General features: G+C 62.0%; 23 protein-coding genes. 17 read left to right on the plus strand and 6 right to left on the minus strand.

The window, feature by feature from the left end; all coding sequences use genetic code 11:
• Positions 1–43: 43 nt before the first annotated feature.
• The 15 genes from FTO60_RS09690 (at position 44) to FTO60_RS09760 (ending at position 13326) form a co-directional block, all read left to right on the plus strand.
• On the plus strand, positions 44–1042 hold the full coding sequence (locus tag FTO60_RS09690; protein WP_148055771.1) for an aldo/keto reductase: 999 nt from the start codon (positions 44–46) through the stop codon (positions 1040–1042).
• A gap of 55 nt (positions 1043–1097) precedes the next feature.
• A complete protein-coding gene (gene alr / locus FTO60_RS09695) occupies positions 1098–2135 on the plus strand; it encodes an alanine racemase (protein ID WP_148055772.1) in 1038 nt (345 codons plus the stop codon).
• Positions 2132–2908, plus strand: coding sequence for an ABC transporter permease (locus tag FTO60_RS09700; RefSeq protein ID WP_148055773.1), 777 nt, complete (start codon positions 2132–2134; stop codon positions 2906–2908). Before alr ends, FTO60_RS09700 begins: the two co-directional genes overlap by 4 nt.
• Entirely contained in the window at positions 2905–3651 is a 747-nt protein-coding gene (locus FTO60_RS09705) for an ABC transporter ATP-binding protein (RefSeq protein WP_148055774.1), read from the plus strand. Before FTO60_RS09700 ends, FTO60_RS09705 begins: the two co-directional genes overlap by 4 nt.
• Positions 3652–4060: 409 nt before the next feature.
• Complete coding sequence (locus FTO60_RS09710) at positions 4061–4819, plus strand: DNA repair protein (RefSeq protein ID WP_148055775.1); 759 nt, start codon at positions 4061–4063, stop codon at positions 4817–4819.
• Between the two features lie 38 nt (positions 4820–4857).
• The gene (locus FTO60_RS09715) at positions 4858–5301 is read left to right on the plus strand and encodes a paraquat-inducible protein A (RefSeq protein WP_148055776.1); all 444 of its coding nucleotides are present in this window, start codon (positions 4858–4860) and stop codon (positions 5299–5301) included.
• A 78-nt stretch (positions 5302–5379) separates the two neighbouring features.
• Positions 5380–6747, plus strand: a complete 1368-nt coding sequence (radA, locus tag FTO60_RS09720; RefSeq protein WP_148055777.1) for a DNA repair protein RadA — start codon at positions 5380–5382, stop codon at positions 6745–6747.
• A 20-nt stretch (positions 6748–6767) separates the two neighbouring features.
• Positions 6768–7328 carry a CvpA family protein gene (locus FTO60_RS09725; protein WP_148055778.1) on the plus strand — a complete coding sequence of 187 codons (561 nt, stop codon included), beginning with the start codon at positions 6768–6770 and terminating at the stop codon, positions 7326–7328.
• Between the two features lie 169 nt (positions 7329–7497).
• Positions 7498–8904, plus strand: a complete 1407-nt coding sequence (purF, locus tag FTO60_RS09730; RefSeq protein ID WP_254696771.1) for an amidophosphoribosyltransferase — start codon at positions 7498–7500, stop codon at positions 8902–8904.
• A 94-nt stretch (positions 8905–8998) separates the two neighbouring features.
• Positions 8999–9256 (plus strand): pilus assembly protein PilP, encoded by a 258-nt coding sequence (locus tag FTO60_RS09735; RefSeq protein ID WP_148055780.1) that lies wholly within the window; start codon positions 8999–9001, stop codon positions 9254–9256.
• Between the two features lie 41 nt (positions 9257–9297).
• Positions 9298–9912, plus strand: coding sequence for a hypothetical protein (locus FTO60_RS09740; protein ID WP_148055781.1), 615 nt, complete (start codon positions 9298–9300; stop codon positions 9910–9912).
• Positions 9909–10553: an SDR family oxidoreductase gene (locus FTO60_RS09745; RefSeq protein ID WP_148055782.1), complete on the plus strand. Its 645-nt coding sequence runs from the start codon at positions 9909–9911 to the stop codon at positions 10551–10553. Before FTO60_RS09740 ends, FTO60_RS09745 begins: the two co-directional genes overlap by 4 nt.
• A 99-nt stretch (positions 10554–10652) precedes the next feature.
• Complete coding sequence (surE, locus tag FTO60_RS09750; protein WP_148055783.1) at positions 10653–11438, plus strand: 5'/3'-nucleotidase SurE; 786 nt, start codon at positions 10653–10655, stop codon at positions 11436–11438.
• A complete protein-coding gene (locus tag FTO60_RS09755) occupies positions 11435–12076 on the plus strand; it encodes a protein-L-isoaspartate(D-aspartate) O-methyltransferase (protein WP_254696772.1) in 642 nt (213 codons plus the stop codon). The genes surE and FTO60_RS09755 overlap by 4 nt, the downstream gene beginning before the upstream one ends.
• Positions 12077–12129: 53 nt before the next feature.
• Complete coding sequence (locus tag FTO60_RS09760) at positions 12130–13326, plus strand: M23 family metallopeptidase (protein ID WP_254696773.1); 1197 nt, start codon at positions 12130–12132, stop codon at positions 13324–13326.
• Here the strand turns inward: FTO60_RS09760 and FTO60_RS09765 are convergent.
• From FTO60_RS09765 to FTO60_RS09780, 4 genes are read right to left on the minus strand one after another with little or no spacing between them, the layout of a single operon-like run.
• Positions 13323–14162, minus strand: coding sequence for an ATP-binding protein (locus tag FTO60_RS09765; protein ID WP_254696774.1), 840 nt, complete (start codon positions 14160–14162; stop codon positions 13323–13325). The genes FTO60_RS09760 and FTO60_RS09765 overlap by 4 nt on opposite strands.
• Complete coding sequence (gene tatC / locus FTO60_RS09770) at positions 14159–15067, minus strand: twin-arginine translocase subunit TatC (RefSeq protein ID WP_148055784.1); 909 nt, start codon at positions 15065–15067, stop codon at positions 14159–14161. Before tatC ends, FTO60_RS09765 begins: the two co-directional genes overlap by 4 nt.
• Positions 15064–15624, minus strand: a complete 561-nt coding sequence (gene tatB / locus FTO60_RS09775) for a Sec-independent protein translocase protein TatB (protein WP_148055785.1) — start codon at positions 15622–15624, stop codon at positions 15064–15066. The genes tatC and tatB overlap by 4 nt, the downstream gene beginning before the upstream one ends.
• Positions 15625–15655: 31 nt before the next feature.
• Positions 15656–15868 carry a twin-arginine translocase TatA/TatE family subunit gene (locus FTO60_RS09780; RefSeq protein WP_148055786.1) on the minus strand — a complete coding sequence of 71 codons (213 nt, stop codon included), beginning with the start codon at positions 15866–15868 and terminating at the stop codon, positions 15656–15658.
• Positions 15869–16060: 192 nt separating this feature from the next.
• Here FTO60_RS09780 and FTO60_RS09785 point away from each other — a divergent pair, with 192 nt between their 5' ends.
• Positions 16061–16711 carry a YafY family protein gene (locus FTO60_RS09785; protein ID WP_148055787.1) on the plus strand — a complete coding sequence of 217 codons (651 nt, stop codon included), beginning with the start codon at positions 16061–16063 and terminating at the stop codon, positions 16709–16711.
• Here the strand turns inward: FTO60_RS09785 and FTO60_RS09790 are convergent.
• Positions 16708–17787: an ABC transporter ATP-binding protein gene (locus FTO60_RS09790; RefSeq protein WP_148055788.1), complete on the minus strand. Its 1080-nt coding sequence runs from the start codon at positions 17785–17787 to the stop codon at positions 16708–16710. The genes FTO60_RS09785 and FTO60_RS09790 overlap by 4 nt on opposite strands.
• Positions 17788–17873: 86 nt before the next feature.
• A complete protein-coding gene (locus FTO60_RS09795; RefSeq protein WP_148055789.1) occupies positions 17874–18653 on the minus strand; it encodes an SDR family oxidoreductase in 780 nt (259 codons plus the stop codon).
• A gap of 151 nt (positions 18654–18804) precedes the next feature.
• Between FTO60_RS09795 and FTO60_RS09800 the strand changes: the two genes are divergently transcribed.
• Complete coding sequence (locus tag FTO60_RS09800) at positions 18805–19800, plus strand: Hint domain-containing protein (RefSeq protein ID WP_148055790.1); 996 nt, start codon at positions 18805–18807, stop codon at positions 19798–19800.
• Positions 19801–19835 lie beyond the last annotated feature (35 nt).

Genomic DNA, 19835 nt, shown 5'->3' on the forward strand with positions numbered 1-19835 from the left:
CAGCGCCGGCGCAAACGCGCGATCAGGGACAGGATAGGACCGGATGCACAGCACGACAGATTGGAACGAAACCTCCCTTCCTGCCCTTGGCATGGGTTGCTGGGCAATCGGCGGGCCGTTCTTTGCAGGCGATGATCCGGTTGGCTGGGGCGCGTCTGATGACGACACATCCCGCACCACGATCCACGCTGCCTATGATGCAGGGTTGCGGCTGTTTGATACCGCACAGGCCTACGGCACCGGCCATTCCGAGTCGCTGTTGGGCGAGGTTCTGGCCGACAAACCCGAGGCCCGTATCGTCACCAAGGTCGGCATCGGCATTGATCCGGCCACGCGCCAGATCACCGGTCTTGTGACGGATCCAGCCGCGATCCGCGCCGCATTCGAGGAATCGCGCAAACGCCTGCGCCGCGATGTGATCGACCTTGCGCTGGTGCACCCCAACGAATTTTCCGTGGCCGAGGCCGCGCCGGTCTTCGATGTTTTGGGCGATCTGCATGCGCGGGGCCAAATCCGCGCCTTCGGCTGGAGCACGGACTTCCCCGACAAGGCCCGCGCCTATGCAGACCGCGCGGGCTTTGGTGCCGTGGAATACGCGGCCAATGTGTTCTTTGCCGGTGAACAGATCAGCGCGGCTGTGGCACACATCAAGGCCACGGCCCTGATCCGGTCACCGTTGGCGATGGGCCTGCTGGGCGGGCGGATCACACCTGACACCGAAGTCCCCAAGGATGACGTGCGCGCCCGCGAAAACGACAACATGGATTGGTTCACCGGGCGGCGCATGACCCCGCATTACGCGCGCCGCCTTGATGCGATCCGGTCCTGCCTGACGGTGGGCGGGCGCACATTGGCACAGGGCGCTATCGGCTGGCTCTGGGCGCGGCACGCGGGGGCGATCCCGGTGCCGGGAATGCGAACGCCCCAGCAGGTGGCCGACCTATGCGGCGCGCTGTCGCTTGGCCCCCTGCCCGCAAACACAATGGCCGAGATCGAGCGCCTGATAGAGCGCCCGCCCGAAGGCCCACCGCGGCCGCGTTAGACCCGCGTCACCCTTTGCGCTTGACCTTGCCCGCCCGCCTGTCAAAACAACGCCCATGAGTACCGGGTTCCTTACTGTTGATGTTGACGCCCTCGTGGCGAACTGGCGCGCGCTTGACGCGATGTCGGATGTTGAAACCGCCGCCGTGGTCAAGGCCGATGGCTATGGCCTTGGGGCGGCGAAAATGGCGCGCGCGTTGGCCCGCGCCGGTGCCCGCAAGTTTTTCGTCGCCGTCGCAGAGGAAGGCGCGGTGGTGCGCCAAGCGCTCGGCCCCAATCCGGAAATCTGCGTGTTCAGTGGCCACATGCGCGGCGATACCGAAATGATCGCAGACCTGATGTTGACGCCGATGCTCAATACCGTCGGTCAGGTGACGCGCCATTTCGAAAGCCTGCCGGGCCATCCCTTCGGCATTCAACTAGACACCGGGATGAACCGGCTGGGCATGGAAATCGGCGAATGGGCCGCGATTGCCGAACTGGCGCTTGGTGCGGGGCCGATGCTGGTGATGTCGCATCTGGCCTGCGCTGATGAGCCCGATCATCCGATGAACGCACAGCAACTGGCGCAGTTCCACCTGATGACCGATGGCGTTTCCGTGCCGCGGTCGCTGGCGGCAACGGGTGGCATTTTGCTAGGGCCAGAGTATCACTTTGACCTCACCCGTCCCGGGGTTGGCCTTTATGGCGGGGCCCCCTTTGCGGATGCGCGCGCCGTGGCCCATCTTGACCTGCCCGTCGTGCAGATCCGCGATGTGGACGCGGGCGAAACCGTCGGCTATGGCAATGCATGGACCGCGCCGCGCGACAGCCGCATCGCGACCCTGTCCACGGGCTATGCGGACGGAATTTTGCGCGCCTTGTCAGACAATGTGACCCTGTGGCACGGCGATCAGCCCTGCCCGCTTGTGGGGCGTGTGTCGATGGACCTTCTGACCGTCGATGTGACCGACCTGAGCGAGGCACCGCAGGCCCTGTCACTGCTCAACGCGGCGCAAACCGTCGATGATCTGGCCGCCCTTGCAGGCACCATCGGCTATGAAATCCTGACCTCTCTGGGGCCGCGCTATACACGCCGCTACGCGGGCGGATGATGCGGTTTCTTGCCTCCCTCGGTGCGACCGTTCTGGCGATGCTTGCCGCCGTCGGGCGGTTGGTGATGTTCACCGCCCAAACCCTTAGCCATCTTGCACGCCCGCCGTTTTACCCGCGCGAATTTGGTCATGCCCTGCTGCAAATCGGCTATTTTTCCCTGCCTGTGGTGGGCCTGACGGCATTTTTCACAGGCGGCGCACTGGCCCTGCAAATCTACGCAGGTAGCGCGCGTTTTTCGGCCGAAGCCGTGGTACCCCAGATCGTTGCCATCGGCATGGTGCGCGAACTTGGCCCCGTGCTGGTCGGCCTGATGATCGCGGCGCGCGTGACCTCCTCGATCGCCGCCGAAATCGCCACCATGAAAGTGACCGAACAGATCGACGCCCTTGTCACCCTTTCCACCCATCCGATGAAATACCTGACCCTGCCCCGGGTGCTGGCCGCAACGCTGATGATGCCGGTGCTGGTGGGTGTCGGCGATGTGATCGGCATCTTTGGCGGCTATATCGTTGGCACCGAACGGCTGGGTTTTAACGCCGCCACCTACCTGCAAAACACCGCCGATTTTCTTGAGCTTCGCGATGTCGTGTCCTCGCTGGTCAAGGGGGCCGTGTTCGGCTTTATCGCCGCATTGATGGGTTGCTATTACGGCATGCAATCCCAACGGGGCGCGATGGGCGTGGGCCGCGCCACCAAAGGATCGGTCGTCGCCGCCGCCGTGCTGATCCTCGCCGCGAATTTCCTCCTGACAGAGGCGTTTTTCTCAGCATGATCCGCCTCACTGATGTTCATAAATCCTTTGACAGCAACCAGGTGCTGCGCGGCGTCAACCTGCATGTCCCCAAGGGGCAATCCATGGTGGTGATCGGCGGATCGGGCACCGGCAAATCCGTGCTGATCAAATCGGTGCTGGGGCTGGTGACCCCCGACAGCGGGACCATCGAAGTTGACGGGCAGGATGTGACCCGCGCCGACCGTGATGCCTTTCTCGCCCGTTTCGGGATGCTGTTTCAGGGTGCGGCTCTGTTTGACAGCCTGCCGGTCTGGCAAAATGTTGCCTTTCGCCTGCTGCGCGGCACGCTGAAACGCCCCTGGAGCGAGGCGCGCGAGATCGCCATCGACAAATTGCGTCGTGTCGGGCTTGACGCCGATGTGGCTGATCGCCTGCCCGCCGAGCTATCGGGGGGTATGCAGAAACGCGTCGGCCTTGCCCGCGCCATCGCCGCCCAGCCCGAGATCATCTTTTTCGATGAACCCACCACCGGCCTTGATCCGATCATGGCGGGCGTGATCAACGATCTGATCCGCGAGATCGTTACCGAAATGGGCGCCACCGCCGTCACCATCACCCATGACATGACTAGCGTGCGCGCAATTGCCGATCAGGTGGCGATGCTGCACGCAGGCAAGGTGCGATGGTGCGGCCCGATCAGCGATCTGGACGCCACCGACGACCCCTATGTGCAGCAATTCATCCACGGGCGCGCAGAAGGGCCAATTGCGGCGGTGCGCTAAGATCGCGCGGCCAGGCCCGTAGTGTCCGGCACATACCGGGCCAAGCCCGAATCAGCGGCGTTGCCAAATTGGCAACAATGACTGTGTAGACCCGGGGATTATCGTGCCAATCGGCCCTTTTACCCCCAAGACCATGTCAAAAATATGTGTCCGCACGCGCCAGACATGCCGCCACAAATCGCGCCCTCCGCCGCAACCGCGCGAAACCATGCCCATGCGTAAACCCCAATGAGATAAGCGGTTTTTCGCCGAAAACCGCCCGCCTGCGGTGGCCACATCCGCCCGGACCCGCGCCCCGCCGCGCAGGTATCAAAACCCAATTGCGCGCCCGCAGGCGATTTTCCCCTTTGGCGACATATGGTTAATCGCCTATCCTAAGGCTCACGTCATTGTCTGGGGGGACTGACCGGTGTCTTTACGATCTGCCTTGTTCGGCATTCAACGCGCGCTTCACGGGCTCGCATTGTTCAGCATCATCGCCTTGGCGCTGGTGGTGGTTGGCTACACGATGGCCTCTGCGCTTGGTCTGGCCCCGTGGCTGACCTTTCAAGCCCAGTTCGGCGCGTGGAATGTGCCAGCCGCCGGCCTGATCGCGCAGATCGCCCTGACCTTCCTTCTGGTCTCGCTGGTGTTCTTTATTCCCAGCTCGCGTCGTATCCTCGCGCTCGAGCGGACCCACCGCGATTTCAATCTCTCGATGGATGATGTGGCGCGCGCCTATCACCTGTGCCACACGGCGGATCGCGCGGGCGTGTTTACACTCAGTTCCGAATTTGACGCGGTGCGCGAACGGCTTGCCTACCTGCGCGACCACCCCGAACTTGGCAGCCTTGAAAACGAGGTCCTTGAACTGGCCGCGCAAATGAGCAAGCAATCACGCCATCTGGCCGATATCTACTCTGACGAAAAGGTCGCCCGCGCCAAGACCTTCCTGCGCCAACGTCAGGAAGAAGCGGAAAACCAGCAGCAAAAGATCGTCGAAGCCCTGCACGCCTGCCGCGAAATCCGCAAGTGGTCGCAGCAGGTCGAACTGGAAGAAAGCGTTGTCGCCAGCCAGTTATCGCAACTCGAAGAACAGCTCGCGGCCACCCTGCCCGCCCTTGGCTACACTCTTGGCCGTGACAGCGCCAATGTCGTACCGCTGGGCGAACGCCCCGCCGCCGAGTAACCCTTGCGCACCGCCGCGAAGGCCGCCACACAGGCATCATGATGACCGCGCTGCGCTATCTCAACCTGTCCCTCCTGGTCCTGTTCCCGATCGCGTGGTTCGCACCCTTGTTGCGCGCTGGCTTGCTGCCATTGTTCGGCCTGTCGGAAATCAGCGTCATCTCGGGGCTGCAATCCCTGTGGGAAAGCGATGTGGCCCTGGCCCTGCTGGTCACCGCATTCGCGCTCTTTGCGCCCTACCTCAAAACCATCGGCCTGGCGCTGGTCCATTTCGGCCTGTTGCGGCGCAAGGTGCTGCCGGTCCTGTCCTATATGGGCAAACTCGCGATGGCCGATATCTTTTTGATCGCGCTCTATATTGTCGTGGTCAAGGGCGTGGGCTGGGCCAAGGTCGAAGTGGCATGGGGGCTGTATCTGTTCACCGCCTGCATCCTTGCCAGCATCGCCATTTCAACGCTGACCATGCGCGCGCTGCGCAAATAATCTTCATCTTGGCAAAATAACTCCCGCCGGAGGCATCCCGCCCTTGCCTCGCGCGCAGCCTTGGGACAAAAGTAGAACATGGCAAAAGAACCTGCATTCACCTGCGCCAAATGCGCGGCAAGTTTCACCAAATGGTCCGGGCGCTGCGAAAGCTGCGGCGCGTGGAATTCCATCGAAGAATCCCAGCCCCTGTCCGCAGCCGGCCCTGCCAAGAAAACCCTGGGCGGCAAGCGTGGCACAACGATCAAACTGACCGATCTTGCCACGCAAGAGGCCGAACCGCCCCGCACCATGTCGGGCGTCGATGAACTTGACCGCGTGCTGGGCGGTGGCTTGGTGCCCGCAAGCGCCCTGCTGGTGGGCGGCGATCCGGGGATCGGCAAATCCACCCTGTTGTTGCAGGCGGCGGCACGGTTCGCGCGCAACGGTCTGCGGGTGATCTATATCTCGGGCGAAGAATCGGCGGCGCAAGTGCAGATGCGGGCGCGTCGTCTGGGGTTGACCGAAAGCCCTGTCATGCTCGCATCCGAAACCAACCTGCGCGATATCCTCACCACGCTGGAAACCGAAAAGCCCGATCTGGCGATCATCGATTCGATCCAGACCATGTGGGCCGATAACGTCGAAAGCGCGCCGGGCTCTGTCAGTCAGGTGCGCGCCTCGGCCCATGAACTTACGACCTTCGCCAAACGCAAGGGGATCGCCGTGGTCATGGTCGGCCATGTCACCAAGGAAGGTGCAATTGCCGGGCCGCGCGTGGTCGAACATATGGTCGATACCGTGCTTTATTTCGAGGGCGAGCGCGGCCACCAGTTCCGCATCCTGCGATCCGTCAAGAACCGCTTTGGCCCGGCCGACGAAATCGGCGTCTTTGAAATGACTGGCAAGGGTCTGGCCGAGGTCAAGAACCCCTCTGCCCTGTTCTTGTCCGAACGCGGCAAACCGGCCCCCGGATCGGTGGTTTTTGCCGGGATCGAGGGGTCGCGGCCTGTCTTGTGCGAATTTCAGGCGCTGGTCGCCCCCTCGCCCCATTCGCAACCCCGGCGCACGGTTGTCGGCTGGGACGGCGGGCGGCTGGCGATGATATTGGCAGTGCTCGAGGCGCGCTGCGGCGTGCCCTTCACCGGATTGGACGTCTATCTGAACGTCGCGGGGGGCTTGCGCGTGAGTGAACCTGCAGCCGATCTGGCGGTGGCCGCGGCGTTGATTTCTGCGCGGGAAGACGCCGCTTTGCCGCCAGACTGTGTTGTTTTTGGCGAAATTAGCCTCTCAGGGGCACTTCGTCCGGTGTCACAGACCGAAAATAGATTGAAAGAGGCGCAAAAACTTGGTTTTACCCAAGCCATCACCCCGTCGCAAAAGAAACGCAGCGGGGACGCGGGCCTGACCCTTCGCTCGATGGAGGATCTGCCCGCATTCGTGGAACAGATTTTTGGCGAACGCTAACGCCGCGCAAGGAAAGACATATGGATAGCTTCACCCTCATTGACGGCGTCGTTGCCATAATCATCGTCCTTTCCGCGCTTCTGGCCTATTCGCGCGGGTTCGTGCGCGAAGCGATGGCGATTGCCGGCTGGATCGGGGCGACCATCCTAGCCTTCATCTTTGCCGATCAGGTGCAGCCGCTGATCCGGCAAATTCCCGTCGTGGGCGATTTTATCGGTGACAGTTGCGAGCTCAGCATCATTGCCGCCTTTGCCGCCGTCTTTGCTGTGGCGCTGGTGGTCTTTTCGATCTTTACGCCGCTATTTTCGAGCCTTGTGCAACGCTCGGCCCTGGGTGGCCTTGATCAGGGTGTCGGATTTCTGTTCGGTGTGTTGCGCGGTGTTCTTCTCGTTGCGGTCGCCTTCTTTGTCTATGAAACGGTCCTGACAGCCCAGGACATCGCAATGGTCGAGGATAGCCGCGCCAAGGCCGTATTTGCCCGCATGACCGGCCAGATCGGCGACCGCGACCCCGAAGCCGCCCTTGGCTGGATCACCACCCAATACGAACAACTGGTCGGCGGCTGCGGCGCGGCTCAGTAATTGACAGGGTCGCACGGATCGGCGGGTGACATAGCCCCGCCAACCGACTAAGACGGACCAAGCGAAACCCTCGGATTCGGAGCTGCCCTCCCGTGCCAAGTGACCATGACGCGCTGCAAATGCCCCCGCCCATCCTTTTGATGACGACAAACTGAAAGAGGAATGCGGCGTGTTCGGCGTTGTCGGCGTGGCGGATGCCGCCAATTTTGTCGCCCTTGGCCTGCACGCCCTGCAACATCGCGGGCAAGAGGCCGGCGGGATCGTGTCGCACGACCCCGAGGCCGGATTTTCCCAGGCGCGCCGTTTCGGCTATGTGCGCGACAACTTTACCAGCCAGAAACTGATGGAAACCCTGCCCGGCGAAATCGCCATCGGCCATGTGCGCTATTCCACCGCCGGATCAAAGGGCCCGACCGCAATCCGCGATGTGCAGCCCTTTTTTGGCGAATTTTCGATGGGTGGGGCGGCGATTGCCCATAACGGCAATATCACCAATGCGGTCGCCCTGCGCCGCGAGTTGATCGAGCGTGGATCGATCTTTCAATCCTCCAGCGACAGCGAATGTATCATTCACCTGATGGCCCGTTCCATGGGGCGCCAGATTCCCGACCGCATGGAAGAAGCCCTGCGCAAGGTCGAAGGCGCATTTTCCGTGGTCGCCATGACCCGCACCAAACTGATCGGCTGCCGCGATCCCTTGGGCGTGCGCCCGCTGGTGCTTGGCCGCATCGGTGACGGCTGGGCGCTGTCGTCGGAAACCTGCGCGCTGGATATCATCGGTGCCGAGTTCGAGCGCGAAATCAAGCCGGGCGAAATGGTGGTCATCACCGCCAAGGGCGTCGAAAGCCACTTTCCCTTTCGCCCTGCCAAGCCACGCTTTTGCATCTTTGAACACGTCTATTTCAGCCGCCCCGACAGCATCCTTGGCGGGCGTTCGGTCTATGAAACCCGCGAGGCGATCGGCCGCGAACTGGCCAAGGAATCACCGGTTGACGCCGATCTGGTCTGCCCGGTTCCCGACAGTGGCACCCCCGCCGCCATCGGCTATTCGCTGCAAAGCGGCATTCCCTATGCGATGGGCATCATCCGCAACCAATATATGGGCCGGACGTTTATCGAACCGACCGAACAGATCCGTAACATGGGTGTGCGTCTGAAACTCAACGTCAACCGCGCGCTGATCAAGGGCAAGCGGGTGATCCTTGTGGATGACAGCGTCGTGCGCGGCACCACCAGCCGCAAGATCAAGGAAATGATCCTGGATGCAGGGGCCGCCGAAGTGCATTTCCGGATCGCCAGTCCACCCACCGCATGGCCTTGTTTTTATGGTGTCGACACGCCGCAGCGCGAAAAATTGCTGGCCGCCACCATGTCCGAGGACGAGATGCGCGACCACCTGCAGGTCGATAGCCTCAAATTCATCAGCCTTGACGGGCTTTATCGCGCCGTGGGCGAGGCAAAGGGCCGCGACCCGAACCAGCCGCAATACTGCGACGCCTGCTTTAGCGGGGAATATCCCGTGGCACCCACCGACATGCTGGAAGCCGGGTTCCAGATGAAAACCGCCGCCGAATAGGCGCGCTTTCGCCGATTTTACACGCCGCACCGCGCCATGCTTGCTGCGGTGCAGCATTCCTGACATTTGCCCGCCTTCTTTGAAGGATGGACCGATGTCGAACGATACCCCTGCCAACGTCGCAGCACTTGCCCACGCGGACGCCCCGATCCCGCTTGACCGCGCTGTGCTGATTGGCACGGTGCTGCGCGCGGATGGGCCGTTGGCGCTGATCCGGCTTGCCAATGGCAACGTGCGTCGGTTGACCTTGGGCGACCGGATGAACGGTGGGGAAATCGTCGCGATCGACGAAACCCGGGTCATTTTCGCGCGCAGGGCCGAAAGCTGGTCGCTTGAACTTCCGGGTGCCTAGACGGGGTTGCCGCCCTGCGCGCGGCGTCCTATTCATCTGCCATGTTTCGCAAGTCAAAACCCGCCCCCACACCGACCCGCATCTTTGTGCTATGCACGGGGCGGTGCGGCTCGATGACACTGTCACGCGCAACCGCACATCTGGATAACTACACCTCGGATCACGAGGCGATGACACATCGCACGGGGCCGGACCGGTTCAACATCCCCGAACACCATATCGAAATCGACAACCGCCTTGCCTGGTTGCTGGGCCGGCTGGAACGGGAATGGGGCGATAATGCCGCCTATATCCACCTGACCCGCGCGCCCGAAGCCACCGCGCAAAGTTTCGCCAAACGGGCCAATCAGGGCATCCTCAAGGCCTATCGCAACGATATCCTTGCCCGCTCCAAACAGCGCGCACCAAAGACCAAACTGATCGAATACTGCCGCGACTATGTGGATACGGTAACGCAGAACATTGACCTGTTCCTGCGCGACAAGACCCACAAAATGGACATGACGCTGGAAAACATCGGCCCTGATTTTGACCGGATGTGCAACTGGATCGGCGCAACCGGCGATCTGGAGGCCGCGCGCGCCGAACTGCACGTGCAACATAACGCAACCCTGCCCAGCAAACCCCGTAAACCCGCCAAAAAGGGACTCTTATGAAAACCGCATTAATCACCGGCGCATCGCGTGGCCTTGGCGCGGCGCTCGCGCTGGCGCTGGCCCCGACCCATCACATCATCGCCGTGGGCCGCACCACCGGCGCACTTGAAGAACTCGACGACCGGATCAAGGAGGCAGGCGGGCAATCCACGCTTGCGCCGATGGATATTTCCACGGATGCGGCCATGCAGCAGCTTTGCCGTTCGATCTATGATCGTTGGGGCAGCCTTGATCTCTGGGTGCACACGGCGATCCACGGCGCGCCCCTGTCGCCCGCATCCCATATCGCCGAAAAAGACTTTGAAAAAAGCGTGGCGATCAACCTCACGGCCACATCGCGGCTGATTTCCTATGTCACGCCCTTGCTGGGCGAAACGGGCCGTGCGGTGTTCTTTGACGATCCGCACGCGGGCCAGCCGTTCTTTGGCAGCTACGGCACAACCAAGGGCGCGCAGATTGCGCTGGCCCGGTCCTGGCAGGCTGAATCAGTGAAAACCGGCCCCGATGTGCGCATTCTGTCACCCAAGCCCATGCCCACCGGCACCCGTGCGCGGTTTTATCCGGGCGAGGATCGCGCGCCGCTGTCCGATATCCATACCGAGGCCGCGCGCCTGTTGCCCGAAATCCTTGACCCGGCCTGAGTCCCACAGGCCACGCTTTGGGGCGCAAGTGCGGTGCAGGCGCGCGATTGCTTGCCGCCCTGCGCGCCCTCGCTTAGGTAGGGGGAAAGGGGCAACACCATGCGTATTCTTGTGACAAATGACGACGGGATCAATGCCCCCGGCCTGATCGTGCTCGAGGCCATCGCCCGCGAGATTGCCGGCGCGAATGGCGAGGTTTGGGTCGTCGCCCCCGCCTTTGAGCAAAGCGGCGTAGGCCATTGCATCAGCTATACTCACCCGATGATGATCGCCGAACTGTCCGATAAGCGGTTTGCCGCCGAAGGATCGCCCGCCGATTGCGTGCTGGCCGGGCTTTATGACGTGATGTCTGACGGAGCGCCCGATCTGGTCCTGTCGGGCGTCAACCGCGGCAATAACGCCGCCGAAAACACGCTTTATTCCGGCACGATCGGGGCCGCGATCGAGGCGGCCCTGCAAGGCCTGCCCGCCATCGCGCTGTCGCAGTTTTTCGGGCCTGACAACGCCAGCCTTGATGATCCCTTCGAGGCGGCGGTGCAGCACGGGACAGCCACCGTGCGCGCCCTGCTGGATCATGGCATCTGGGACGGCGAGGATTACCGCCTGTTCTACAACGTCAACTTTCCACCCGTGCCTGCGGCGGCCGTAAAGGGGCGCGCGATCACCACCCAAGGGTATCGCAAAGACACCTTTTTCAGCGTTGAACCACACCACGCGCCCTCGGGGCGCAAGTTCCTGTGGGTCAAGGGTGGCCCGCAACATATCCCGACCGCGCAAGGCACCGACAGCGCCGCATGTCTGGACGGATATATCGCCATAACCCCAATGCGCGCTGATCTTACGGCCCATGACACCATCACAACCCTGCAGGAGCGACTGGGGTGAGCCATACCGCCGAAAGCAAAATGCAGTTCCTGTTCAAGCTGCGCTCCAAGGGCGTCACCGACAAGCGCACCCTGACGGCGATGGAAAAGACCGACCGCGCGCTGTTCGTGCGCGGCCACTTCGCCAAACGCGCCTACGAGGACATGCCCCTGCCGATTGCCTGCGGCCAAACGATCAGCCAGCCGTCGGTTGTTGGGCTGATGACGCAGGCGCTGAACGTGCAGCCGCGTGACAAGGTTCTCGAGGTTGGCACCGGGTCAGGCTATCAGGCGATGATCCTGTCCCACCTTGCGCGCCGCGTCTACACGGTCGACCGCTACAAGCGTCTGGTGAATGACGCGCGCGCCATTTTCGACGCAGCCGATATCACCAATATCACCGCCTTTACCGCCGATGGCAGCTTTGGTCTGCCCGATCAGGCCCCCTTTGACCGCATCCTTGTAACGGCCGCCGCCGAAGACCCGCCCGGCCCCCTCTTGGCGCAACTGCGGATCGGGGGTATCATGGTTTTACCCGTCGGCCAGTCTGACGCGGTCCAAAGCCTGATCCGTGTGACACGCACGGACTCGGGCTATGAGTATGACGAATTGCGACCCGTTCGGTTCGTGCCCCTGCTGGAAGGCATCGGGCAGGATTGACGGCTTAGAAAAACGACGGCCCATAAAGGTCGCGTAGATGAGGATAGCAGAACATGGCGACATTCACGCCCCGCCCCATAACGTCCAAGGCCAAGCTGATGCTGGCTGGCAGTGCAGCGCTCTTTATTGCCGCCTGCGACGCCAATGGTAATTTCGACATCGACCTGCGCGATCTTGGGGGTGGCGGGCTTGATACCTCGGCCGCGGCGCAAAATATCGCTGCGCGCCCACGCCCGGATGATCGTGGCGTGATTTCTTATCCGAATTATCAGGTGGTTGTGGCCGAACGCGGCGAGACCGCGCGCATGGTCGCGGCCCGCCTTGGGCTGAACGCCGAAGAGCTGGCGCGCTATAACGGGATCAACCCCGATGTGCCGCTGCGCCGCGATGAAATCATCGCCCTGCCGAACCGGGTCGCCGAACCCTCGCCCGCAACAGGTGCGATCAGCTCCGGCCCGATTCAACCTTCCACGATTGATGTGACAACCCTCGCGGGGGCGGCGATTGACCGTGCTGGTCCGCAACAGCCCGTGGCCCAGCCTGAAACACCCGCCGCCGCCCAAACCGGCAGCGAACCGATCCGCCACCGCGTCGCGCGCGGCGAAACCGTCTACTCCATCGCCCGCCTTTATGATGTGCCGGTGCGCAGCCTGTCGGAATGGAACGGACTCGGCGCTGATCTGACCCTGCGCGAAGGCCAGTTCGTGCTGATCCCCGTTGCAGGCGCGACGCCCCCCGCCACCGCGCAGGTCGTTGAACAACCGGGCACGGGCAGCGCAACACCCGTGCCGCCAAGCGCCGCCGATCCCCTGCCCGAAGATGATACCGCCGTGGCAGCCGCACCCGTGGTGGCCCCACCCGCGCCCGATCTGGGCGAGCGCACGGCGACACCTGCGACCAGCGCGCCGTTTATCTACCCCGTGCAGGGCAGCATCATCCGTGAATACGCCAATGGCCGTAACGAAGGGATCGACATCGGCGCGCCCGCCGGCACCGCCGTCAAGGCCGCCGCCGCAGGCACCGTCGCCGCAGTGACGACCGACACCAACGGCATCGCCATCGTCGTGATCAAACACACCGGCAGCATCCTGACAGTTTACACCAACCTTGATGGGCTGCGCGTGTCCAAGGACGACAGCGTCAGTCAGGGGCAAACCATCGCCACCGTGCGCGACGGCACCCCCAGCTTCTTGCATTTTGAAGTGCGTGACGGGTTGGAAAGCGTCGATCCGATGGATTATCTGCCTTAAATCCTGACGCCCTGACGCCCCGCCAGATCAATGAAATACTGCCAGGCCACGCGCCCCGACCGGGACCCGCGCGTGGCCTGCCATTCAATTGCCTCGGCGCGCAGGGTTTCATCCGTAATTTCAACGCCGTAGGCATCGCAATACCCACGGATCATCGCCAGATATTCATCCTGATCGCAGGGGTGAAAACCAAGCCACAGACCAAACCTGTCTGACAGCGAAACCTTCTCCTCCACGGCCTCGGACGGGCTGATCGCGGTCGAGCGTTCGTTTTCAATCATGTCGCGCGGCATCAGGTGGCGGCGGTTCGATGTGGCATAGAGCACGACATTCTCGGGCCGCCCCTCAATCCCGCCATCCAGTACAGCCTTGAGCGATTTATAATGCGCATCGTCATGGCCAAATGACAGATCATCGCAAAACATGATGAACCGTTCACTGCGGCCGCGCAGAAGGGCCAGACAGCGGCCGATACTGGGCAGGTCTTCGCGCTGCACCTCGACGATTTTCAACTGCTCATGTTTTGGATAAAGTGCGCCATGTATCGCCTTGACAAGGCTTGATTTTCCCATGCCGCGTGCGCCCCATAACAGGGCATTGTTGGCGGGTAATCCACCGGCAAACTGCACCGTGTTTTCCAGTAGGGTATCGCGTGCGCGGTTCACCCCCACCAACAGCGACAGGTCCACGCGGTTAACCTGCTGCACGGGTTCCAGACGATCAGGATCGGTATGCCAGACAAAGGCGGGGGCCGCAGCGAAATCAGGGGCATCAAGCGGTGCAGGCGCCATGCGATCCAGCGCATTGGCGATGCGGCGCAAGACCGATTTGCTCACGGCTCCGGCTCCTCTTGCAGCTCCTCGTCGTCGTCATAGTCATCAAACAGGCTCTCGCCTTCACCAATCACACCCTCCTCGCGGGCGCGCTTATCCTTGCCACGCTCGACATAGGCGACCAGATGGATCGAAATCTCGTAAAGCCCGAAAACCACCACGAACAGGATCAACTGCGTGGTGACATCGGGGGGCGTCACCAAAGCGGCGACCACAAGAATGCCAACGACGGCGTATTTGCGGGTGCGCCGCAACCCGCGCGAGGAGGCTAATCCAGCCTTGCCCATCAGCGTCAGCAGCACCGGAAGCTGAAAGCACAAGCCAAAGGCAACGATCATTTTCAGTGTAATATCAAGGCTTTCATTGACCTTGCCATTAAAAACGATGTCAATCCCGCCTTCACGCGCGAGGCTTGGATCCTCGCCCGCAAGCATGGCCGACACAAAGGACGGCAAATCGGCAAAGCCAAGGAAAAACGCCATCGCCAGCGGTATCACCACGTAATGGGCAAAGGCCGCACCAAGCAGGAACAAAACGGGCGATGCGATGATAAATGGCAGGAACGCGGACTTTTCATTGCGATACAGGCCGGGCGCCACAAAGCGCCACATCTGATGCGCCAGCACAGGAAACGACAGCATCAAACCGCCAACCATCGAAATGCGGATCAGCGTAAAGAAATACTCCTGCGGGGCAGTGTATTGCATCACAGGATTGGGATTTCCAAGACTGCGCATGGTCTTTTCGATGGGCATCAACAGAAAGTCGAGGATAATCCCGCCAAAGCTGAAAGCCACGATCATGGCGATAAAAAACGCCAGTGCGCAGCGCATCAAACGCGTGCGCAGTTCCGCCAGATGTTCGATCAGCGGAGCGCTGGAGTCTTCGATCTCGTCCGTCGCGCTCATACGTCACCTTTGGGGGCTGCGTGCTTTTTGGCAGGTTTCTTGGCCGCAGGTTTTTTGGCCGCAGCCTTGGCGGCTGGCTTCTTGGCGGCAGGTTTTGCAGCGGGCTTCTTCGCAGCAGCCTTGGCGGCGGGCTTCTTGGCGGCAGGCTTCTTGGCTACAGGCTTGGCTGTTTCAGCGGCCGCCGCGTCGGCCTCGGCTGCTTCGCGCGCCTTGCGATCTGTGGCGGCTTTGGCAGTGGCCTCGCTGATCTTGGCGCGGGCTTCTTCGCGTTCCTTGGACAGGGCCGTTGTTGCCGGCCCCATGCCGCTGGCTTCACGGATTTTGTCGACACCAAATTTCTTGGGGTTGGCGGCTGCATTCAGGGTTTTCTGAATTTCGCTGACGCCTGCCTGATCGGCGGCGGCGTTCATGGCGCTGGAAAACTCGCGCGCCATGCCCTTGGCCTTGCCCACGAACTGCCCGACCGTCTTGAACAGCACGGGCAAATCCTTGGGGCCGACCACGATCAGCGCCACGATGCCGACCACCATTAATTCGCTCCAGCCAAGGCCGAACATAGGCGTTCCCTTTTGCTTAGATCACAGGCGCTCAGGCCTCGTCTTTTTCTTCTTCCGGGGTGACGTCGCGCGCGGCGTCTGCCTGCTCTTCGATCTCTTTTGTGGAATCATCCACGCCCTTCTTGAAGGCGGTGATACCTTTGCCCACTTCGCCCATAAGCGAAGAAATCTTGCCGCGCCCAAACAGCACCAGCACGACAACTGCGATCAAAAGGAGGCCCGGAAGGCCAATATTGTTAAGCATGTGAAACTCTCCCGTAGGGGGCGGAATGTCCGGCCCAAGTCTAAGTCAGTCACGTAGATAGGCGCTGCGGCGCGGCAATGGAAGCCCGAAAACGCCCCGCAAACCCCTTTTTTGCAAGGGTTTGCCAGAATTAGTGACAAAAACTTGTCAACTGTCAGTTTTCTGTCAAAACTTCCCCAAAGGAGACAACCCATGCGCCGCGCCGACCGACTCATGCAAATCGTGCAGCTTTTGCGTGATGGTGACCTGCACCGCGCCGGCGACATCGCCCGCGCTACGGGCGTGTCCCTGCGCACGATTTATCGTGATATGGAAACACTGGCCGCCTCGGGCGTGCCGATCGAAGGGGAACGTGGCACCGGCTATCGCGTGACCGCCGCCATCACCCTGCCCCCGCTGAACCTGACAATGGCCGAGGTCGAGGCGCTGCATCTGGCCATTGCCGCCCTTGGACAGGCCAGTGATCCGGACCTGCGCAGCGCCGGGCAAAGCCTGTCCGGCAAGATCGGGGCGGTGCTGCCCGAGGACCGCAGCAAGGCACCCGCCAGCTTTGGCTTTGCGGTCTACCCGTTTGCCGACGCCGCGCGCGGGTTCCGGCACCTGCCGATCATGCGCCAGGCAATCCGGTCGCGCCAGAAACTGGCGATCACCCATGATGGCACGGACCGCACCGTGCGCCCGCTCAAGCTGGATTACTGGGGGCGGTTGTGGACCTGCGTGGTCTGGTGCGAAACCACCAAGGGATTTGCCGACCTGCGCATCGACCAGATCAGCGCCCTGCGTGTCCTGCCCAGCCTGTTCGTCAACGAGACCGGCAAATCACTGGCCGATTACGACGGTTAGGACTTGGGAAAGACAAAACAGCGGTCCCGCCGGATCATGATCCACAGCGGGGTGCCGACCTGCGGCAAAAACACCGACGGCACCACCGCCTTGAGCCGCGACCCGTCGTAATCCATCCGAAATTCCACCAGGCTTTCGCTGCCCATAAAACGCGCGCGTTCGACAATGCCACGCGCCGGTGTGCCTTCGGCGATGGTCGGATTGGGGCCACGCCCGTCACGGTCAAAGTCGATTTTCAAGTGCTGCGGTCGGGTGACAATATCCACCGCCGTATCATCAGCCACACCGGGCGCAAGAAACTGGCCAAACGGCGTCTGGATCAACGCTCCGTGAACAACGCCTGATATCACATTGATATCGCTGAAAAATGCTGCCGCCTGCTTGTCGGTCGGCGTGTTGTAGATATTATAGGGCGCGCCCTGTTGCACGATCTTGCCATCCCGCATCAGCGCAATTTCGTCGGCCATGCGCATGGCTTCGCCCGGTTCATGGGTAACCAGCAGCACGGCGGTGCCTTCGTCTTTCAGCACCTCAAGCGTTTCATCGCGGATATCATCGCGCAGACGGTCATCAAGACCACTGAACGGCTCGTCCATCAGCATGATACGGGGGCGCGGGGCCAGCGCACGGGCCAGCGCGACACGCTGCTGCTCGCCCCCCGAAAGCTGGTGCGGATAGGCATTCATATGTCGCGTCATCCCCACACGATCCAGTAGCGCCGCGACCCGTGCCTGCGTTTCGGCGCGCGGGCCGTGCAGGCCAAACGCCACGTTGCGGGCCACATCAAGATGTGGAAACAGCGCGAAATCCTGAAACATCAACCCGATCGAGCGCGCTTCGGGCGGGACACGGAACACCGTGTCACATACCAGCTTGCCATCGACGTAAATCGCGCCGCTGTCCTGCATTTCCACGCCCGCGATCATCCGCAGGGTCGTGGATTTGCCGCATCCCGAAGGGCCCAGCAAACAGGTCACCTGCCCCGGCATCACCGACAGCGACACATCATCGACCACCGCGCGCCCGTCAAAGCTGCGCCGCAGGTTGGTGATTTGCAATCTGGGGGTCTGGGTCACACTGCCGCCTAATTCCGAGTGATCTTATCGGGTATCACGGGGCGTGGTATCAACCCACGCCCCCCAAGGCAAGCCAAACGCCAAGGTCACAGCGTGGCATTCACCGCGCCACCATCAAGCAATATATTCTGCCCGACGATGAATCCCGCGTGCTGCGAACACAAGAACGCACACATCGCGCCAAACTCATCGGCCGTGCCATAGCGGCGCGCGGGGATCGTTGCCTGACGCTGCGCGCGGGCCTCGTCCATCGAAATGCCCTGCTGCGTGCTGACCCCTGTATCAAGGCTGATCGCGCGGTCCGTTGCATGAATCCCCGGCAGCATGTTGTTGATCGTCACGCCATCGGGCGCCACCTGCCGCGAGGTGCCCGCCACATAGCCCGTCAGCCCCGCACGCGCGGCATTGGACAGGCCCAGCACAGCTATGGGCGATTTCACCGACTGCGAGGTGATATTCACCACACGGCCCCAGCCCTTTTTCTGCATTCCAGGCAACAGCGCCTTCATCAGCGCGATCGGGGCCAGCATATTGGCATCCAGTGCGGCGATAAAATCATCGCGGTCCCAATCCGACCACATCCCCGGCGGTGGCCCGCCTGCATTTGTCACCAGGATATCAACGCCCTGCGCGGCCTTGATCACATCGGCCTGCCCCGCAGCACCGGCGATATCCGCCGCGACCGTGACCACATCAACGCCGAAATCCGCACGGATCGCAGCGGCCGCAGCCTCCAGCGCATCCGCGCCGCGTGCGTTCATCACCAGATCGACGCCCGCAGCGGCCAGCGCGCGCGCGCAGCCCAGCCCCAGCCCCTTGGACGATGCACAGACCAGCGCGCGTTTACCCTTAATCCCAAGATCCATGTTAACCCCTTTCCGATTGCTTTGATCCTGCCTAAGTCGCGCCCGCGGATTTTGCAACAACGCCGCGAACTGGTCGGGGATTTGACGCCATTGCGCCGCATTTCTTTTTTAGGTTAGGCCGTGACAAGGTTTGACCCAAGTGAGTGTCCCAATGGCCAACGCCACCCCGTCCGCGCCCCAGTCGTTGCAGGTCTACCCCGCAGCGCAGTTTCGCGTGACCGATGGTGTAGCCGAAGGCGACCCGATCACATTCGCCGACGATCTGGTGATGGACGATCTTTATCAATTGGTAGACGGTGCCCGCCGCGCTCCGCTCATCGTCACCATGACTGATGCGCCGACCCATTTCATCCTGCACCCGGACACGCCGCATGGCGCGGTCGGCAATGACTTCTATCTTGATTGCTGCGTGACCCTCATGGCCCCCGACAGCACCACAATCGAAGCGTTGATTTTTGTCGAGGTCGAAGATGGCGAGGTCGCCGAGAGCTATTTCCTGCCGCTTGCGACGCTGGCACCGGGCACCGATTACCGGCTTGTGGGCGTGGACCGCCACGCCGCCACCAGCCGCTTTGCCGAAGTGGCCTGCGTGTCCTTCACGCGCGGCACCCGGATCACCCTTGCCTCGGGCGAACAGCGCCCGGTCGAGGATTTGCAAGTCGGCGACCGTGTTCTGACCCGTGACGATGGCCCGCAAGATGTGCGCTGGATCGGCCAGACCACCCTGCGCGCCGTGGGTGCATTTGCCCCCGTGGTGATCCGCAAGGATACGCTTTTCAACGCCCATGATCTGGTGCTCAGCCCCGATCACCGCATTTTCGTCTATCAACGCGAAGATGCGCTTGGCGCTGGCCGCGCCGAAGTGCTGATCAAGGTCCGTCACCTGATCAATGGCGACACGGTATTCCAGCGCGATGGCGGCTTTGTCGATTATTTCCAACTGCTGTTTGACGACCACCAGATCGTCTATGCCGAAGGGATCGCGGCTGAATCCCTGTTGATTGATCCGCGCACCCGCGGCGCCCTGCCCGAAGGTGCGCCAAACGACAGCCACCGCGACCGCCAGCACAACGACTACGAAGTCACCGAAAGCCTGCTGTCGGCACGCGATGCCGTGGCCCTGCTGCGGCGCGCCTCAAGCAGCTAGGCACGCCCTCAAAGGCGCGTGGCACCTTGCCCCTG

The organism is Octadecabacter sp. SW4, from assembly GCF_008065155.1.
Classification (GTDB): Bacteria; Pseudomonadota; Alphaproteobacteria; order Rhodobacterales; family Rhodobacteraceae; genus SW4.

What these genes read in the sequence shown, in the direction of transcription:
- FTO60_RS09690 (WP_148055771.1), top strand. Translation starts at nt 44, where the DNA reads ATGCACAGCACGACAGATTGGAACGAAACCTCCCTTCCTGCCCTTGGC.
- alr (WP_148055772.1), top strand. Translation starts at nt 1,098, where the DNA reads ATGAGTACCGGGTTCCTTACTGTTGATGTTGACGCCCTCGTGGCGAAC.
- FTO60_RS09700 (WP_148055773.1), top strand. Translation starts at nt 2,132, where the DNA reads ATGATGCGGTTTCTTGCCTCCCTCGGTGCGACCGTTCTGGCGATGCTT.
- FTO60_RS09705 (WP_148055774.1), top strand. Translation starts at nt 2,905, where the DNA reads ATGATCCGCCTCACTGATGTTCATAAATCCTTTGACAGCAACCAGGTG.
- FTO60_RS09715 (WP_148055776.1), top strand. Translation starts at nt 4,858, where the DNA reads ATGATGACCGCGCTGCGCTATCTCAACCTGTCCCTCCTGGTCCTGTTC.
- radA (WP_148055777.1), top strand. Translation starts at nt 5,380, where the DNA reads ATGGCAAAAGAACCTGCATTCACCTGCGCCAAATGCGCGGCAAGTTTC.
- FTO60_RS09725 (WP_148055778.1), top strand. Translation starts at nt 6,768, where the DNA reads ATGGATAGCTTCACCCTCATTGACGGCGTCGTTGCCATAATCATCGTC.
- FTO60_RS09735 (WP_148055780.1), top strand. Translation starts at nt 8,999, where the DNA reads ATGTCGAACGATACCCCTGCCAACGTCGCAGCACTTGCCCACGCGGAC.
- FTO60_RS09740 (WP_148055781.1), top strand. Translation starts at nt 9,298, where the DNA reads ATGTTTCGCAAGTCAAAACCCGCCCCCACACCGACCCGCATCTTTGTG.
- FTO60_RS09745 (WP_148055782.1), top strand. Translation starts at nt 9,909, where the DNA reads ATGAAAACCGCATTAATCACCGGCGCATCGCGTGGCCTTGGCGCGGCG.
- surE (WP_148055783.1), top strand. Translation starts at nt 10,653, where the DNA reads ATGCGTATTCTTGTGACAAATGACGACGGGATCAATGCCCCCGGCCTG.
- FTO60_RS09760 (WP_254696773.1), top strand. Translation starts at nt 12,130, where the DNA reads ATGGCGACATTCACGCCCCGCCCCATAACGTCCAAGGCCAAGCTGATG.
- tatC (WP_148055784.1), bottom strand. Translation starts at nt 15,067, where the DNA reads ATGAGCGCGACGGACGAGATCGAAGACTCCAGCGCTCCGCTGATCGAA.
- tatB (WP_148055785.1), bottom strand. Translation starts at nt 15,624, where the DNA reads ATGTTCGGCCTTGGCTGGAGCGAATTAATGGTGGTCGGCATCGTGGCG.
- FTO60_RS09780 (WP_148055786.1), bottom strand. Translation starts at nt 15,868, where the DNA reads ATGCTTAACAATATTGGCCTTCCGGGCCTCCTTTTGATCGCAGTTGTC.
- FTO60_RS09785 (WP_148055787.1), top strand. Translation starts at nt 16,061, where the DNA reads ATGCGCCGCGCCGACCGACTCATGCAAATCGTGCAGCTTTTGCGTGAT.
- FTO60_RS09795 (WP_148055789.1), bottom strand. Translation starts at nt 18,653, where the DNA reads ATGGATCTTGGGATTAAGGGTAAACGCGCGCTGGTCTGTGCATCGTCC.
- FTO60_RS09800 (WP_148055790.1), top strand. Translation starts at nt 18,805, where the DNA reads ATGGCCAACGCCACCCCGTCCGCGCCCCAGTCGTTGCAGGTCTACCCC.